Below are 16,263 nucleotides of genomic sequence, written 5' to 3'. Positions count from 1 at the left end.
TCATCAAACTAAGTGCTATTTAAAGAACCAAGCCACAACTCAGATTCAACCTAGCCTTTATTTACCGAGCTTTTCTGCAATTTCCGTTAGGCTTGTTGGGTCATCAATAGTTGAAGGCACCACGTATTGTTCACCTTCGGCTATTTGTCGGATAGTTCTTCGTAAGATCTTGCCAGAGCGAGTTTTTGGTAGCCTTTCGACGACTAAGGCTTGCTTAAAACATGCGACAGCACCAATCTCATTTCGAACCTTACCGATTAGCTCAGCTTGAAGATCTTCGCCATCAACCTTCACGCCATCTTTCAGAACAACTAGACCAAGAGGTAGCTGCCCTTTTAAGTCATCATGAATCCCGACTACCGCGCATTCTGCAATGGCTGGGTGACCACCCACGATCTCTTCCATTTCTCCCGTCGACAGACGGTGTCCCGCTACGTTTATCACATCGTCGATACGGCCCATGATAAATAGATACCCATCTTCATCAAGATAGCCACCGTCCCCAGAAACATAATAGCCCGGGAACTGACTCAAATAGCCGGATTCAAACCGATTATGATTGCGCCATACCGTGGGTAAACAACCAGGCGGCAATGGTCGTTTGAGTGCCACAAACCCTTGTTGATTCGTTTGTGCGATTTCACCCAACTCATTGAGAATCTCCACTTGGTAACCGGGTACTGGCTTGGTTGAAGAACCCGCTTTTACAGGCAAAGATTCCAGCCCTATTGGATTGGCAGAAATAGCCCAACCCGTTTCTGTTTGCCACCAATGATCGATAACCGGTTTATTAGTATGAGATTCAACCCAATCCAATGTTGGCGGATCTAAACGCTCGCCAGCCATGAAAATCGACTTGAGCGATGATAAGTCATACTTGGTGAGCAACTCGCCTTCAGGATCTTCTTTCTTAATGGCTCTAAATGCCGTTGGAGCAGAAAATAACACATCGACGTTGTACTCTTCACACACTCGCCAGAATGCGCCTGGGTCTGGCGTTCTGACTGGCTTACCTTCAAACAGAATCGTAGTACAACCATGAATCAGTGGCGCATAAACAATATAGGAATGCCCAACCACCCAACCCACATCGGAAGCCGCCCAAAACACGCCGTCTTGCGGCATATCGTAGATAGTGCTCATCGAATACTTCATGGCAACCGCATGGCCGCCATTATCACGGACAACACCTTTGGGTTTACCTGTCGTACCCGAGGTATACAAAATGTATAACGGGTCTGTCGCCAGAACGGGCACACACTCATGAGGCTCAGCGCCTGCAACGGCTTGTTGCCAATGCAAATCACGTTCGTTGTTTAACTCTGCAAGGCATTGCTCTCTTTGGAACACTACGACTTTTTCAGGCTTCCAACGGCTATCCATAATGGCTCGGTCAACCATCGGTTTATACGGCAGAACTTTGTTGATTTCGATACCACATGAGGCGGTAATCAAGACTTTAGGTTCAGCATCTTCAATTCGAACCGCAAGCTCGTGGGGCGCAAAACCACCGAACACCACAGAGTGCACTGCGCCCAACCTTGCACAGGCTAGCATTGCCATTGCCGCTTCAGGAATCATCGGCATGTAGATAACCACACGATCGCCTTTGGTTACGCCCTGTCCTGCCAACATACCAGCGGTCTTAGCCACTTGTTCGCGAAGCTCATTGTAGGTGTAAGACGACTTAATACCCGTAACGGGTGAGTCGTAAATCAGCGCGACCTTATCACCACGACCATGTTCACAATGATAATCCAACGCCAACCAGCAGGTGTTCATCACCCCATCAGGAAACCAGCGTTCAATGCCGTTGTCGTCAGTTTGTAAGATCGTTTTTGGTGACTCAAACCAATCTATCGCTTGTGATTGTGTTTCCCAAAACGAATTTGGGTCTTCCCTCGCCCATTGATACTCGGTGATGTAATCTGTTTTTCTAGTCATTCGATTCGTAGCAGACATAGTGCCTCCTCCATGATTTATCCATTTTTCCAAGCGCCTAGCTTTTGGCCGTTCACTTGGGTGCACTCTTCTCTCAGCGTTGTTTTCGGAACATTTAACTGATCACGACAATCGCTTTACTTAGAAAAAGGCACACGAATGGCACCTTCCATGATCACTCGGGCACTACGACTCATTATCGCCCTTTCTATTTTCCAACCGCTTTCCGTCTGCAGAGCTTTAGCACCCACCTTTAAGGTTCCCGATGGATGACCAAAAGTCACAAAATCACGGGAACCCTCACCGGCTGCCAAGTTAACTAACGTACCCGGAACACTCGCCGCTGAAGCAATGGCGACCGCAGCTGTGCCCATCATGGCGTGATGCAGTTGCCCCATAGACAAAGCTCGTACCAGAAGATCGGTATCGTCAGCTGAAACCGATTTACCACTTGAAGCTTGATACGCTTGAGGCTTAGCAACAAACGCGACTTTCGGTGTGTGTTGACGTAATTCCGCTTGTTCTAAGGAATCGATAAGTCCCATTGCAACTGCGCCATGTGCTCGGATGGATTCAAACGATGCCAAAGCTTTCGAATCACTGTTGATATCCGATTGAAGCTCAGTACCTTGATATCCCACCGATTCCGCATCAACAAAAATGGTCGGTATACCAGCGTTGATGTAAGTCGCTTTGATACACCCCAATTCAGGAACATCTAAAAAATCGACGACATTCCCCGTTGGGAACATGGAGCCACTCGCATCAGCTGGGTCTAGAAAATCGACTTGGATTTCAGCGGAGGGAAAAGTGACACCATCGAGTTCAAAATCACCCAACTCTTGGACTTCACCATTAACGATAGGCACATGAACAATGATGGTTTTCTCTATGTTCACTTGCCATACTCGTACCTCGACCACACCGTTTTTTGGAATACGGTTTGAATCGACTAAGCCACTATGAATAGCAAATGGACCTACCGCTGCAGATAGGTTTCCGCAGTTACCACTCCAATCGACAAACGGCTTGTCTATTGCCACTTGACCAAAGAGGTAATCAACATCGTGATCGGCTTTACTGCTCTTCGAAACAATCACGGTTTTGCTGGTACTCGATGTTGCACCACCCATTCCATCGGTTTGTTTGCCATAAGGGTCTGGACTGCCAATGACTCTCAGTAACAACTTATCTCTCGATTCTCCAGCAACTTGTGCTGAATCAGGTAAGTCATTCAAGCTAAAGAAGACACCTTTACTCGTTCCTCCCCGCATATAGGTCGCAGGCACTTTTATCTGTTTAGTGTTCATCACAAGCTCCTACTGGGCGAGAAAGTCTTTGGCGAAACGTTGCAACACGCCACCAGCGCTATACACGTTCACTTCGTCTGCTGTGTCTAATCGGCAGGTTACTGGAACATCAAGCTTTTCACCGTTTTTACGAGTGATGACTAGAGCCAAATCAGAACCTGCTTCAATGTCGCCGTACACATCGTAAAGTTCGGTACCGTCGAGTTGTAAGGTATTGCGATTGGTTCCCGCTTTAAACTGCAAAGGCAACACGCCCATTCCAACTAAGTTGGTTCTGTGGATTCGTTCAAAGCCTTCGGCAACAATCACTTCAACACCCGCTAAGCGCACCCCTTTAGCTGCCCAGTCACGTGATGAACCTTGTCCATAATCGGCACCAGCAACAATAATCAAGGGTTGTTTGCGGATCATGTAAGTTTCTATCGCTTCCCACATTCGCGTAACTTGACCCTCGGGTTCAACTCTTGCTAATGAACCTTGCACGACTTCTCCAGCGTCCTTCACCATTTCATTAAACAGCTTCGGGTTAGCAAAGGTTGCTCGTTGTGCGGTTAAGTGATCTCCTCGATGAGTCGCATAAGAGTTAAAGTCCTCTTCCGGCACTTCCATTTTCGCCAAGTACTCACCTGCCGCACTCGAAGCTAGAATCGCGTTTGAAGGCGATAGATGATCCGTGGTGATATTGTCACCTAAGATCGCCAAAGGTCTCATACCAGAAAGGCTTCGCTCACCAGCCAGTGCCCCTTCCCAATATGGAGGTCTGCGTATATAAGTGCTCTGAGGTCGCCAATCATAAAGCGGCTCACTAGTCACCTGTTCCTCGTCTGGCTGGAACATCTTGATGTAAATCTGTTGAAACTGCTGCGGTTTCACATGCTCACCGACAACCGCATCAATTTCTGCATCACTTGGCCACAAATCACTTAGATAGATTGGTTGGCCGTTATTGTCTGTACCTAGGCTGTCTTTTTCGATATCAAAGCGAATCGTACCCGCTAAAGCATAAGCAACCACCAATGGCGGTGACGCTAGAAAGGCTTGCTTTGCGTATGGATGGATTCGACCATCAAAGTTTCGATTCCCCGATAACACTGCGGTTGAGTACAGGTCGCGGTCGATGATCTCTTGTTGGATTTTAGGATCCAACGCCCCACTCATTCCGTTACATGTCGTACACGCATAGCCGACGATACCAAATCCTAATTGTTCCAGCTCAGGAAGCAAACCTGCCGACTCGAGATAGAGCTTGGCAACTTTAGAGCCCGGCGCAAATGACGTTTTCACCCACGGCTTACGAACTAATCCAAGCTGATTGGCTTTCTTAGCCACCAATGCTGCGGCGACCACATTTCTTGGATTACTGGTGTTAGTACAAGAGGTAATCGCTGCGATGATGACGGCACCATCAGGCATTTGTTCATCAGAATATTGTTCAGCGTGTTGCTCTTTCCAAGAAGCTTGGCTGATACCTTGCTGGGCAAGTTCGCGGGTAGGCAAACGGCGATGAGGATTCGAAGGCCCCGCAAGATTTCGCTCAACTTTAGACAAATCAAACTCAAGCACACGTTCGTATTGAGCGGAATCTAAGTCATCAGCCCATAGGCCAGTTCGCTTAGCGTATAGCTCAACTAGTTCAACCTGTTCAGGCTCGCGTCCTGTCAGCTTTAGGTATTGTATGGTCTGTTCATCGATATAGAACATACCTGCTGTCGCGCCGTATTCTGGTGTCATATTCGATATAGTGGCGCGGTCGCCAATAGTCAGTGCACGAGCACCTTCACCAAAGAACTCTAAGTAACTAGAAACCACTTTTTCATTTCGAAGGAACTCAGTAATCGCAAGCACAATATCCGTTGCGGTTATCCCTTCTTGTCGTTGACCCGTCAGTTTAACGCCCACGATGTCTGGCAAACGCATCATAGACGGACGACCGAGCATCACAGTCTCAGCTTCCAAACCACCTACACCTATTGCAATAACACCCAGAGCATCAACATGAGGAGTATGACTGTCGGTGCCGACACAGGTATCAGGAAACGCGATGCCTTCTTTAGATTGAATCACTGGAGACATTTTCTCCAAGTTAATCTGGTGCATAATTCCATTACCCGCAGGAATTACACTCACGTTCTTAAACGCAGTTTTACACCATTCGATAAAGTGAAAACGGTCTTCGTTTCTGCGCTCTTCAATCGCGCGGTTTTTATCAAAGGCTTCGCTATCAAAGCCTGCATGTTCCACTGCCAGAGAGTGATCAACAATCAATTGAGTTTCGACAACGGGGTTCACCTTGGCAGGGTCGCCACCTTGATCGGCAATCGCATCGCGTAAGCCAGCTAAATCAACTAAAGCGGTCTGACCTAGAATGTCATGACACACGACACGCGCAGGATACCAAGGAAAATCTAAGTCGCTCTTACGTTCAATAATCTGTTTTAAGCTGTCATTAAGGGTTTCAGGTTCACAACGTCTTACCAATTGTTCTGCTAATACTCGCGACGTATAAGGCAAGGTTTTATAACTGCCCGGAGATATCGCTTCTACCGCTTCGCAAGCATCGAAATACTCTAAATGGGTTCCGGGTAAAGGTTTCCGGTACTGAGTTTTATCAGGGTACTGAGTTTGTTCAAGTTTTACATCAGACATACATCCACCATTATCTGTTAAATTCTATTCGTTGGTTCTCGAGGCCTTATCACATGAAGATAACAGTCACCTCGAGATATAAGTCGGCTCGATATAGAGGACTAACGTAAATGGATTGGTAGCCAGTCTTGATGCTCTGGCCCGGTGTAGTCTGCACTTGGACGAATAATTCGATTGTTTTCTCTTTGCTCGAATACGTGTGCCGTCCAACCCGTAAGGCGGCTCATAACGAAGATAGGAGTAAACAATTTGGTTGGGATGTCCATGAAGTGATATGCCGATGCATGGAAGAAGTCAGCATTACAGAACAAGCCTTTCTCGCGCTTCATAACCGCTTCAACACGTTCTGAAACGGCGTAAAGCTGTTTATCACCCACCTCTTGAGCTAGCTCTTTTGACCAACGCTTGATTAGAGCATTTCGTGGGTCGCTTTCACGATAAATGGCATGACCGAAGCCCATAATTTTGTCTTTGTTAGCAAGCATCTGCATGATGTTAGTTTCTGCTTCATCGGCGGTTTTCCAATCTTGGATCATTTCCATCGCCGCTTCATTCGCACCGCCATGTAAAGGACCTCTCAACGTACCAATCGCTGCGTTGACACAAGAGTGGATATCCGACAGCGTTGATGCACACACACGAGCAGCAAAAGTAGATGCGTTGAACTCATGCTCTGCGTAAAGCGTTAGCGAGCAGTGCATCACCTTCTTATGAAGTTCACTAGGTGTTTTATCCGTTAGCATTTTCAAGAAGTAGCCACCCAGACAGGCTTCACTTTGATCTTCAGTATCAATTCGCACGCCATCATGGCTAAAGCGGTACCAATAACAAATAATGGCAGGAAAAAGCGCCAGCATACGTTCGGTCGCAGGCAGTTGTTCAGAAAAGTCAGATTCTTGCTCTAAATTACCTAGCATTGAACAACCCGTTCTCATCACATCCATAGGATGAGCACCTGCAGGTATCAGTTCTAAGGCCGCTTTCAATGGTTGAGGCAGACCACGCAGGCCAACTAACAAGGCTTTGTAATCATCGAGCTCTTTTTCAGTGGGCAAATGACCTCTTAGTAACAGGTGAGCCACTTCTTCAAACTGAGCATGATTAGCAAGGTCAGTAATATCATAGCCACGATAAGTTAAACCCGTTCCTGACTGGCCTACGGTACATAGCGCGGTGGTTCCAGCACTTTGGCCACGTAGCCCTGCACCACCAATCGCGGAAGTACCTGTTGGTGTTGGTTTTGCGCTTTCATTCTTGTCTACGTTGTTGTTCGCCGTTGACGCATTGTCGACAGTTGCTTTATCACTCAAAGATACAGACATGTTGAACTCCTTTTCTTTGTTAGCCGCCTGCACTCTTTGGTGCTGACTATTTATATGTCCGACGCTTTATTAAAATCGGAACTGGATATGGCGACTAACCATTTCACGTTATTGGATTAAGTTGATTTTTATTAATTGAAGTTGGATTTATTCTTCACTTGAAAACAACTGGTCAAGCTTGTTCTCGTAGTCGTGGTAATTAAGGTGTTCGTACAGCTCTTTACGGGTTTGCATTGAATCCAACAGAGCTTCCTGATTGCCTTCAACTAACAAGTGTTTGTAAACATTCTCTGCGGCTTTGTTCATCGCGCGGAATGCACTAAGTGGATAAAGCACCATGTCGACATTAGATTGCGCCAGCTCTTTACAGTTGTAGAGTGGTGTTTGTCCAAACTCTGTGATGTTGGCCAAGATAGGAACATGCTTACCGGTTGCTGATTTCAACGCCGCCGAGAACTTCACGTATTGGTCCAGCTGGTTCATCGCTTCAGGGAAAATCATGTCCGCACCCGCTTCAACACACGCAATTGCGCGTTCAATCGCACTGTCTATGCCTTCTACGGCCAGAGCATCGGTACGAGCCATAATCACAAAGCTGTCATCGGTTCTAGCATCGGTTGCCGCTTTGACTCTATCGACCATCTCTTGCTGACTAACAATTGCTTTATTTGGTCGATGACCACAGCGTTTCTGAGCTACTTGGTCTTCCATATGAATAGCAGCCGCGCCCGCTTTCTCCATCGCTCGAATGGTTCGTGCAATATTGAAGGCGCCACCGAAGCCCGTGTCGATATCCACCAGCAAGGGCAAATCACACGCATTGGTAATACGTTCAACATCGACCAATACATCGTTCAATGTCGTAATACCTAAATCAGGCAAGCCATAAGACGCATTGGCGATGCCTCCACCAGACAAATAAATCGCCTGATGACCCAAGTTCTTTGCCATCATCGCGCAATACGGATTCACAGTGCCGACGATCTGTAATGGATCTTTGTCTTTCACAGCTTGTCGGAAATTTGCTCCTGCTGATAACTTCATAATGACGCTCCCTGTTAATTGTTTATTTCTATCTAATCTTTATAACTACTGATGTTTAGCTCTCGCCAACGCAGATCCGCTGGCAAATATCAGTAGCCTGTTAACCAAGGTCTTTGGATTGAATTTGTTGCTCTATAAGCAGTCGACTGCCCGAGATGTGTCTTCGCATCAGCATTTCCGCTAACTCTTCATCACGGTTACGAATGGCTTTTAGAATGTATTTGTGTTCATCAAGCGCCTCTTTTGGTCGAGACTGTGCCCTAGGCGATTGGTAGCGATACATACGCAGTAGGTGGTAAAGCTCATCACACAACAGCGAAATGAGCTTGCTATTGCGACTGGCTTTAATAATTCGGTAATGGAAATCGAAATCCCCATGTTGATGAAAATAGGAAGAACCTTCGACTTCATCGATATGTTTAGAATGTGTCGACAATAAGCCTTCAAGCCCAATCAACTCTTCTTGTGTGATGTGTCTCGCCGCTAATCGAGCCGCCATTCCCTCTAATGCCTCTCGCACCGCATATAGCTCTAGCAGCTTGTCTGCGGAAAAGGTAATAACTCGCGCTCCAACGTGAGGAATACGTTCAATTAGGCCAAGCCCCTCTACACGCATTATCGCTTCACGTAATGGCCCTCGACTAACCTCGAAGCGTTTAGCTAGCTCAGGTTCCGAGATCTTACTGCCCGGTGCTAATTCACCGTTAACAATCGCCTCAACGAGATACTCTGTCAGATTTTCCGACTTGGTGTTTTCTTTGTCGCTCACACGTGTTTTCGTGTTTGCACTTAAGGTGAGATCTTTTATCGCAGTATTCATATTCACGCTGCTCACTTCTGATTGCCGACCTTAATTGCCAACAATTTCATAACATGAACATAAAATACACGATTAAATTGTCGACAATCAAGATAATTGTCGACAATTTAGACTAAGGTAGTGTTTTTTATAGACGATAAAGTTTGTTAGAAAATACACCAAAAATGACTTAACCAACTGTTAATAAATGAATTAAGCTAGGAGAGACCCAACAAACTCTTACTTACCCTACAATTATTCGAAATCGATGTGTCGACAATTTGCCATCCACCTTTTAGATATAGTATTCATTTCTACTCATCAGCGATTTAGACCAAAAAAAAAAGAGAAGCAATGATCGCCTCTCTTTATTATTCACAAGATTAACACTCTCAAAATTGGTTAATCACGAGACATCAACATAGTGCTTGCCAATAAAGACATTCCTATTAGCACTACCCCTAAGTTACCAATCTCACCAGCAAGCCCTAATCCCCCACCAATTAAACAGTAATACAACAACCCTAGAACCGCCCCGGCCGTGCCTGCTTGGTGCTTATAATTGACCAACGCCGTACTAAATATATTAGGACTTGCCATACCAAACCCTACAACCACAGCAGCCATTCCTAATAGAAACCAAAGGTTGTCTTGGTAAAAGTACACCTGAATAGCCCCAATAAAGCTGATTAACACCGCGATCTGAATGAGTCGTTGGGAACCCCATTCTTTTACTAGCAATCGTTTATTCATCGAGCTTCCTAAAACAGATGCTGCCGCTAATATCACGCCACTGTAACCAAATTCAATGGAACTTAAGCCAAACTGGCTGAACATAAATGGCGCTAAAGAATAATAGCTAAACATCATGACATTAAAGCAAGCCACAAGAATCGCACTTTTCCAAATATCTCTATCTTTTAGCATTACCGTGAAAATACCAATAAAGCTGACTGTTTTAGTATCAGCAGGTTTCGTTTCGGGTAAGGAAAAGGCCGATACGATCAGCAATATAAAAGCCATGACAAGCAATAAACTGAACACCACTAAGTGTCCAAAATATTCAGCAATCAATCCTCCTGACATTAAACCAACAACAGGGCTGATTGATACTGCAACAATTGCTAGCGAAAACACTTTCCCTAGCTCTTTGCCTTCATAGCTATCGCGCAATATTGTTTGACCAATAACTGAGCCTACCGCCGCCCCAAAAGCTGAAACAACCCGCGCAATCATGACCATATCAAATTGAGTTGCCGTGATGGCTAAAAGGCAACCAACGCCATAAGTAAACAAACCACACAACATCGCTTTTCTTCGGCCAATAAGATCAGAAACTCGTCCCCAAAAAACAACACCCATAGCAAAAGAAATAAAGTAAATCGACAAGGTTTGACTAGCGCTTGCCATTGATACACCAAAATAATCAACTAAGTGCGGCAATACTGGGCTGTAGATAGTTTCAACAATTTGGGGGAACATCAGCAGAACGATGATCAGTCCCATATGGGTTTTTTTATTCATATTATTCTCTTCTAAAACTGGAATAAGAGAAGTATATGGATTTCATTTATGTTCAAATATCAACAGTAGAACAACAAATATCAAAATAAGGACAAATAATGTTAATCGATGACAACACACCTTTTTATGTTGATGGAATGCCCTATCCCTTTGTCGGCATTGCCGCCCAAGTCGGCAGGCACGATTCTGGTATGCATACACACAACCGTGCACAATTGTTATTTGCACCACATGGTTGCATCAGTATTACCCTCGACGGAATGCATTGTGTGTTGCCGCCCACCAAAGTTGCGTGGATACCCGCAGGAATTGAGCATTGTGCAACCATGACCAATGTCGTGGCCTATCGTTCGCTTTATTTTGATCCTCTTCGCATTAAAAACTTGCCTGAAGAGTTAAGTATTCTTAACGTCACACCACTACTAAAGGAGTTGATCGAACGAATGGCTTTTTGGGATTGGGATAAACCTAGTGAAGAGCAACAAAACACATTGGCGTTGTGTTGCGAGGAACTTTCTTACGCAGAAAGGAACGAGCTAACGCTACCTTTACCCAAAGATAAACGATTAGCGTTGTGGTTACAAAAAGTAAAACTAGGAACACAGTTACCTCAACCACTCAATGAAATGGCCAAGCATATTGGAGCAAGCAGCAAGACCGTTAGCCGATTATTCATCAAAGAAACGGGGATGCCTTACCAAGCTTGGCGTCAACAATGGAGGCTGTTAAGTGCCATTGAGCAATTGTCAGAAAAAAAGAGTGTCTCTGTGGTTGCCCACGAGTTAGAGCTCTCCAGTGACAGTGCGTTTATTCATTTCTTTAAGCAACACACCGGAGAAACCCCAACTCACTACATGAAGTGAGGTCAACAGCCATTCATGCTTTCTGGCAAAGTTAAGCAGCGACGCCTTCAACTACATATTTTGATAGGTCTATATGATCGATCTGTTCCGGTTTTAAATACGTTTCGGCATAACGGATATGTGTCCCGCTAGTTAGGAACAACCTAAACAGTTCTATATCGAGATGCTCGTCCAACGCCATTTTGTACATGATATCGACAGCAACACTAATCGGCTTCGCTTTCTTATACGGCCTATCCGCAGCGGTTAATGCCTCAAAAATATCGGAGATCACCAGAATACGTTCTGGAATTGAAAGATCGTCGCCAGTCAACTTCCTTGGATATCCTGTGCCTTTGAGTGTTTCGTGGTGCGTCGAAGCATAGCGAGGAACACGGCTTAGTTCTTTCGGGAATGGCAGGTTCTCAAGCATCTTAATCGTGCCAAGCATATGCTCATTTATCTTGAACCTGTCTTCAGCAGTTAACGTGCCACGTGCAATGCTCAGATTGTAGACTTCGCCTAAGTTGTATAGGTGCTCCGGCACATCCATTTTAATTTGATATTTCGGGTCAAACTCTAACGGCCTATCTCTTTTCACTATATGCTCTGCTTTGTCACTTAACAGTGGCTCTGTCGCAGGTAAACTTGCACTCGGTTCTCGGTTCAACGCCTCTATCGGTGATAAACCAAGTTGATCATCAAAGTTACGCGTCCAAGTCGTCTCAGCTATCGAACGAATACGAGCAACTTTGTCGTCACTCATGAACTCACCACCAACGTTCGATGTCGCGATAAAGGCAAAGTCATCTTGTAGCTGCTGTTTCGTTGCCGCAAGCTCATCGGCTATCAGTTGCGTTGATAGCGTACCTTCAAGTTGTTTTCTCAAAGCAGTGATTTCCGCATCACGCCAAAGTACTTCAAATCGTGTTCTCACCTCGTGAATTCGATTGTAGTTGGCCTCAAGCTTCGTACCTTTATCGACGATGTGTTCCGGTGTCGTGATCTTGCCACAATCATGAAGCCAAGCCGCAATTCTAAACTCACGACGTTCATCATCATTTTTAAACTCAAAATCTTTGAAGTGTTGAGACTGCGATTTTTCAGCCGCGTCAGCCAGCATCAAACCGAGTTCTGGTACACGATTACAATGCCCTGCCGTATAAGCGGACTTATCATCGATCGCTTGAGCGATGAGCTTGATAAACGACTCAACAAACGCCTCTTGCATCTGTTCATGTCGTTTAATCTCCATAGCCATATCTTTTACGGCAACAGATAATTCCCACACTTCTTTGATTCGAGTATCAAGAATTGTCACGTTGTCATAATCACGCAGCTTAACCTTATGAGTCTCTTCCTCTAATTGGCGAATTGGATGCACTATCGGCGCACCAAAAACCCAAGCAATAGGCAACGTCAAACTCATCAGTAACACCGTTACACCAACAGAGGTTGCTAGACGTTTATTGACTGTACTGAAGACTTCAGATTCGGGAATCAATACCGCAAAATACTCAGAGTAGTGTTCGCCCGTGTCTATTTTCTTTAAATAGAGATGCTTGATCTCGCCATTCAACTCTACCCTTACCATACTGCCTTCAACCGTTGCTTCCTTAGTCAAATCATAAAGTTCAGTATAAGGAACCGTCGTATTCGTATTAAAGCCGGTATCATGCAGCCACTTTTTCGCTAAGGCATCAAGTTGTTCACCACTTAACTTACTGATAGCTTGATCAATGATTGGGAGCAATTGTTTATGCTTGCTCTGCAGCACCAAATGGAATTGGTTTGAGTAGTTCTGTTTTAGATCTTCTAGAGTCCCATTGACAACAAGGCCTGGCTGGAAAAACCTATCTAATGCAAACGAGAGTACGGGTTCTGCTTCTAAGAAAGCAAAGTTCTCTTCGCTTTCAATTGAATTAAATGCAGACTCTAGGTTTTCAAATTCAACTAAATCAATGTTCGGAAAATCCTCTCTCAACTTAGGAATAATTGACCACCCAGATAAAATGGCAACTTTTTTACCCTCAAGCTCGGCATAATTAGTGACAACCTTCGCGCCGACCCTTGTCACGATAGAAAATGGCAATTCATAAATTGGAGTCGTGTATAGGCCATCTATGCCATTATTTTTATAATGTTGAACCGATTGCAGGCCATCAATATTTCCTTCTTGAAACTTACTGACAAGCTCGCCCCAAGAGAAACCATTAACAAATTCAAACCTGATCCCTGTCATCTCACCAATCATTTTAAGAAGGTCTATCGCATAGCCGTTTGGTTTTCCCGCCACTGAAAAATCCATCGGCCCCCAATCATTTTGATTAGACACTAACAGCGGAGGGGTATCGTTAACCAAGGCTTGCTGCTCAGACGATAGCATCAATGTTGATACATCAAACTCCGATTCCTGATTGTTAACCTTGAGGTTAGACGCAATAATATTACCCGATTTCGAATATAAGAAAGACTCAACCTTACTGTCTTCTGCTAAGCCAAGCGCCGTACCTGATAGTTTGCTAGCTAAAGAAGACAACACAATATCAATACCAATCACATGTTGAACTTCAGATTCGATTTTCGAATCAAACGCTAAAGAATAAGTTTGCCCGGTAATTTGTAAATGCTGGAAAAGATATGGCTGAGTTTTTTCGACCGACTGAACATTGGCAGAAACATACCAAGGCCTGGTTGTTGGAAGGTAGTTGCTCTGCTCCGTAGTTGAGTTTCTTAGCGTAAACTCTTGGTCAAAATATTTCGTCGTACGGACGCGCTCCTCCCCTATATTATGAATCTCAACCACAACCCAACGGTCCGTTTGTTGTGCACCGATTTTTTCTCTAACGACAGGGGCAGATTCTAGATTAATAATTTGGAAGAAGTTTTCATTAGATGAGCCAATGTAAATACTATAAAACAGAGGATTATCTTTAATTGCTTCTGAAAGAATACTACGCGACTCTTCTTTCGATATTTTGTTACTTATAGAACGTTTCACTGAAGAAAGTAAACGCGCGGTATTGGCTGCGTCAGAATCAACCGCGCCGATATAGTTACTCAGCTCTTGGGACACCATCGTCAACTTTGATAGGGTATTCTCAGTCGCCATTTTTTTACTGAAGTAATATTGCAGTGAAACCGCAACAACAGCGGTAAGAAATGTCGCGAGTAAAAACATTCCTCCAACAGTAAATCGTAACGAAATTTTTTTGTCTGTCATTATTCGATCCTTGAATAACCACTAGCTCAGAAATGTAACGTGCCAGCTATAATCATATTATTACAGTAGCACTGCACACCTAGCAACATATTATTCTATATATTAAAGAGCGCCTCTCCATATCACTCTTTGTGTCGCAATAAGTACCCTCTTTAATGATACACAGCAGTATAAAGCGACCAACAGTCAAAAAAATTGTTCACATAAACTCAAGAAAAACCTAGTTATTATTGCTAGAAGAATCCTACAGCCACCTCCCCGTGAACTTTATGAACAATATTAATCCAATGTTCTTTATTCTCAATATCACCGCATTACAGACATTTCGTTAACACACCGTTAACTTTAACGTCATCTACTAAGCAATACCCTATTCGTGTATTTAGTAGCTGGATATAAAACATAAGTTTCTCTCCATTGAAGAGATCCCCTACATAAGGAACGTGAACCATGTTCAAGGCACTGAAACCTACTCTTGCGGCTTCTATCATCACAGCAACCTTTTCTTTCAACACTTTTGCTGCTGACGTAGAGAAAATCCACTTCCTAATCCCTGGCGGCGCTGGCGGCGGTTGGGATATGACAGCTCGTGGTACTGGTGATGTACTGGTGAAATCAGACATCGTAGAAAATGTCTCTTTCCAAAACCTATCTGGTGGCGGCGGTGGTAAAGCCATTGCACACCTAATTGAAACGGCTCAACGCCAAGAAGACACGCTGATGGTGAACTCAACACCTATCGTTGTGCGCTCTCTCACGGGTATTTTCCCACAGTCTTTCCGTGACCTAACACCTGTTGCTGCAACCATTGCCGATTACGGCGCAATCGTTGCTTCTGCAGATTCTAAATACAACACGTGGGAAGACGTAGTAAAAGAATTCGAAACCAACCCTCGTAAAGTAAAAATTGCTGGCGGTTCAGCTCGTGGCAGCATGGATCACCTTGTTGTTGCAGCAGCCTTTAAAGGCGAAGGTTTTGATGCGAAGAAGGTTCGCTATATTGCTTACGATGCGGGCGGTAAAGCGATGGCTGCACTGCTTTCTGGTGAAACCCAACTGCTTTCAACTGGCCTTGGTGAAGTACTAGAGATGTCTAAGTCTGGACAGGTAAAAGTACTGGCGGTAACAGCTCCAAAACGTCTTGAAGCAGCACCAGACATTCCAACACTAACCGAATACGGCAACGAAACAGTATTTGCTAACTGGCGTGGATTCTTCGCGGCTCCAAATACTAGCCAAGCGAAAATCGACGAGTGGAATGAAGCGCTAGGCAAAATGTACAAAACCGATGAGTGGCAAGTGGTTCGTGACCGTAACGGTTGGATCGATAACTACAAAGCGGACAAAGATTTCTACGCCTTCCTAGAAGATCAAGAAAAACAGATGGGCGACCTAATGCGTGAGCTTGGTTTCTTGAAATAACCAACAACGATAGAGGGACTTTGTGCCCTCTTACTCTTTCCTTGTTTCGCCGTACATGAGTTAACTTCAAACTCCTTTGTTTATTCGTAGACGTATTACTCACGCTTGCTGATTCGTTGTAAATGCAAGTGGCTTGCTAAGCTCAAGCATCGTAATTCGCTTACCTTCGGTTAGTGATCCCAGACATTTC

10 protein-coding genes are annotated in these 16,263 nt (G+C 44.7%); 2 read left to right on the top strand and 8 right to left on the bottom strand.

Annotated features, from left to right (window positions below; genetic code table 11):
* Positions 1 to 57: 57 nt before the first annotated feature.
* From OQJ75_RS19130 to OQJ75_RS19100, 7 genes are all read right to left on the bottom strand, one after another.
* Positions 58 to 1,962, bottom strand: coding sequence for a propionyl-CoA synthetase (locus OQJ75_RS19130; RefSeq protein WP_265974509.1), 1,905 nt, complete (start codon positions 1,960 to 1,962; stop codon positions 58 to 60).
* Between the two features lie 116 nt (positions 1,963 to 2,078).
* Positions 2,079 to 3,251: a 2-methylaconitate cis-trans isomerase PrpF gene (prpF, locus tag OQJ75_RS19125; protein ID WP_265974508.1), complete on the bottom strand. Its 1,173-nt coding sequence runs from the start codon at positions 3,249 to 3,251 to the stop codon at positions 2,079 to 2,081.
* Positions 3,252 to 3,260: 9 nt separating this feature from the next.
* Entirely contained in the window at positions 3,261 to 5,897 is a 2,637-nt protein-coding gene (gene acnD, locus OQJ75_RS19120) for a Fe/S-dependent 2-methylisocitrate dehydratase AcnD (RefSeq protein WP_265974507.1), read from the bottom strand.
* A 101-nt stretch (positions 5,898 to 5,998) separates the two neighbouring features.
* Positions 5,999 to 7,219 carry a 2-methylcitrate synthase gene (prpC, locus tag OQJ75_RS19115; protein WP_265974506.1) on the bottom strand — a complete coding sequence of 407 codons (1,221 nt, stop codon included), beginning with the start codon at positions 7,217 to 7,219 and terminating at the stop codon, positions 5,999 to 6,001.
* A gap of 147 nt (positions 7,220 to 7,366) precedes the next feature.
* The gene (gene prpB / locus OQJ75_RS19110) at positions 7,367 to 8,263 is read right to left on the bottom strand and encodes a methylisocitrate lyase (protein WP_265974505.1); all 897 of its coding nucleotides are present in this window, start codon (positions 8,261 to 8,263) and stop codon (positions 7,367 to 7,369) included.
* 100 nt (positions 8,264 to 8,363) lie between these two features.
* A complete protein-coding gene (locus OQJ75_RS19105) occupies positions 8,364 to 9,083 on the bottom strand; it encodes a GntR family transcriptional regulator (RefSeq protein WP_265974504.1) in 720 nt (239 codons plus the stop codon).
* Between the two features lie 381 nt (positions 9,084 to 9,464).
* On the bottom strand, positions 9,465 to 10,586 hold the full coding sequence (locus tag OQJ75_RS19100; RefSeq protein WP_265974503.1) for a multidrug effflux MFS transporter: 1,122 nt from the start codon (positions 10,584 to 10,586) through the stop codon (positions 9,465 to 9,467).
* Positions 10,587 to 10,684: 98 nt separating this feature from the next.
* Here OQJ75_RS19100 and OQJ75_RS19095 point away from each other — a divergent pair, with 98 nt between their 5' ends.
* Positions 10,685 to 11,449: an AraC family transcriptional regulator gene (locus OQJ75_RS19095; protein ID WP_265974502.1), complete on the top strand. Its 765-nt coding sequence runs from the start codon at positions 10,685 to 10,687 to the stop codon at positions 11,447 to 11,449.
* A gap of 31 nt (positions 11,450 to 11,480) precedes the next feature.
* Here the strand turns inward: OQJ75_RS19095 and OQJ75_RS19090 are convergent, their stop codons facing one another.
* Positions 11,481 to 14,651, bottom strand: coding sequence for an HD domain-containing phosphohydrolase (locus tag OQJ75_RS19090; protein WP_265974501.1), 3,171 nt, complete (start codon positions 14,649 to 14,651; stop codon positions 11,481 to 11,483).
* A gap of 450 nt (positions 14,652 to 15,101) precedes the next feature.
* On the opposite strand from OQJ75_RS19090, the gene OQJ75_RS19085 reads away from it, so the two are divergent.
* Complete coding sequence (locus OQJ75_RS19085; RefSeq protein WP_239829721.1) at positions 15,102 to 16,073, top strand: tripartite tricarboxylate transporter substrate binding protein; 972 nt, start codon at positions 15,102 to 15,104, stop codon at positions 16,071 to 16,073.
* Positions 16,074 to 16,263 lie beyond the last annotated feature (190 nt).

Origin of the sequence: Vibrio sp. 14G-20, assembly GCF_026241515.1 — a bacterium.
Lineage (GTDB): Bacteria > Pseudomonadota > Gammaproteobacteria > Enterobacterales > Vibrionaceae > Vibrio.
This window is presented reverse-complemented; position numbering and strand designations above follow the sequence as displayed.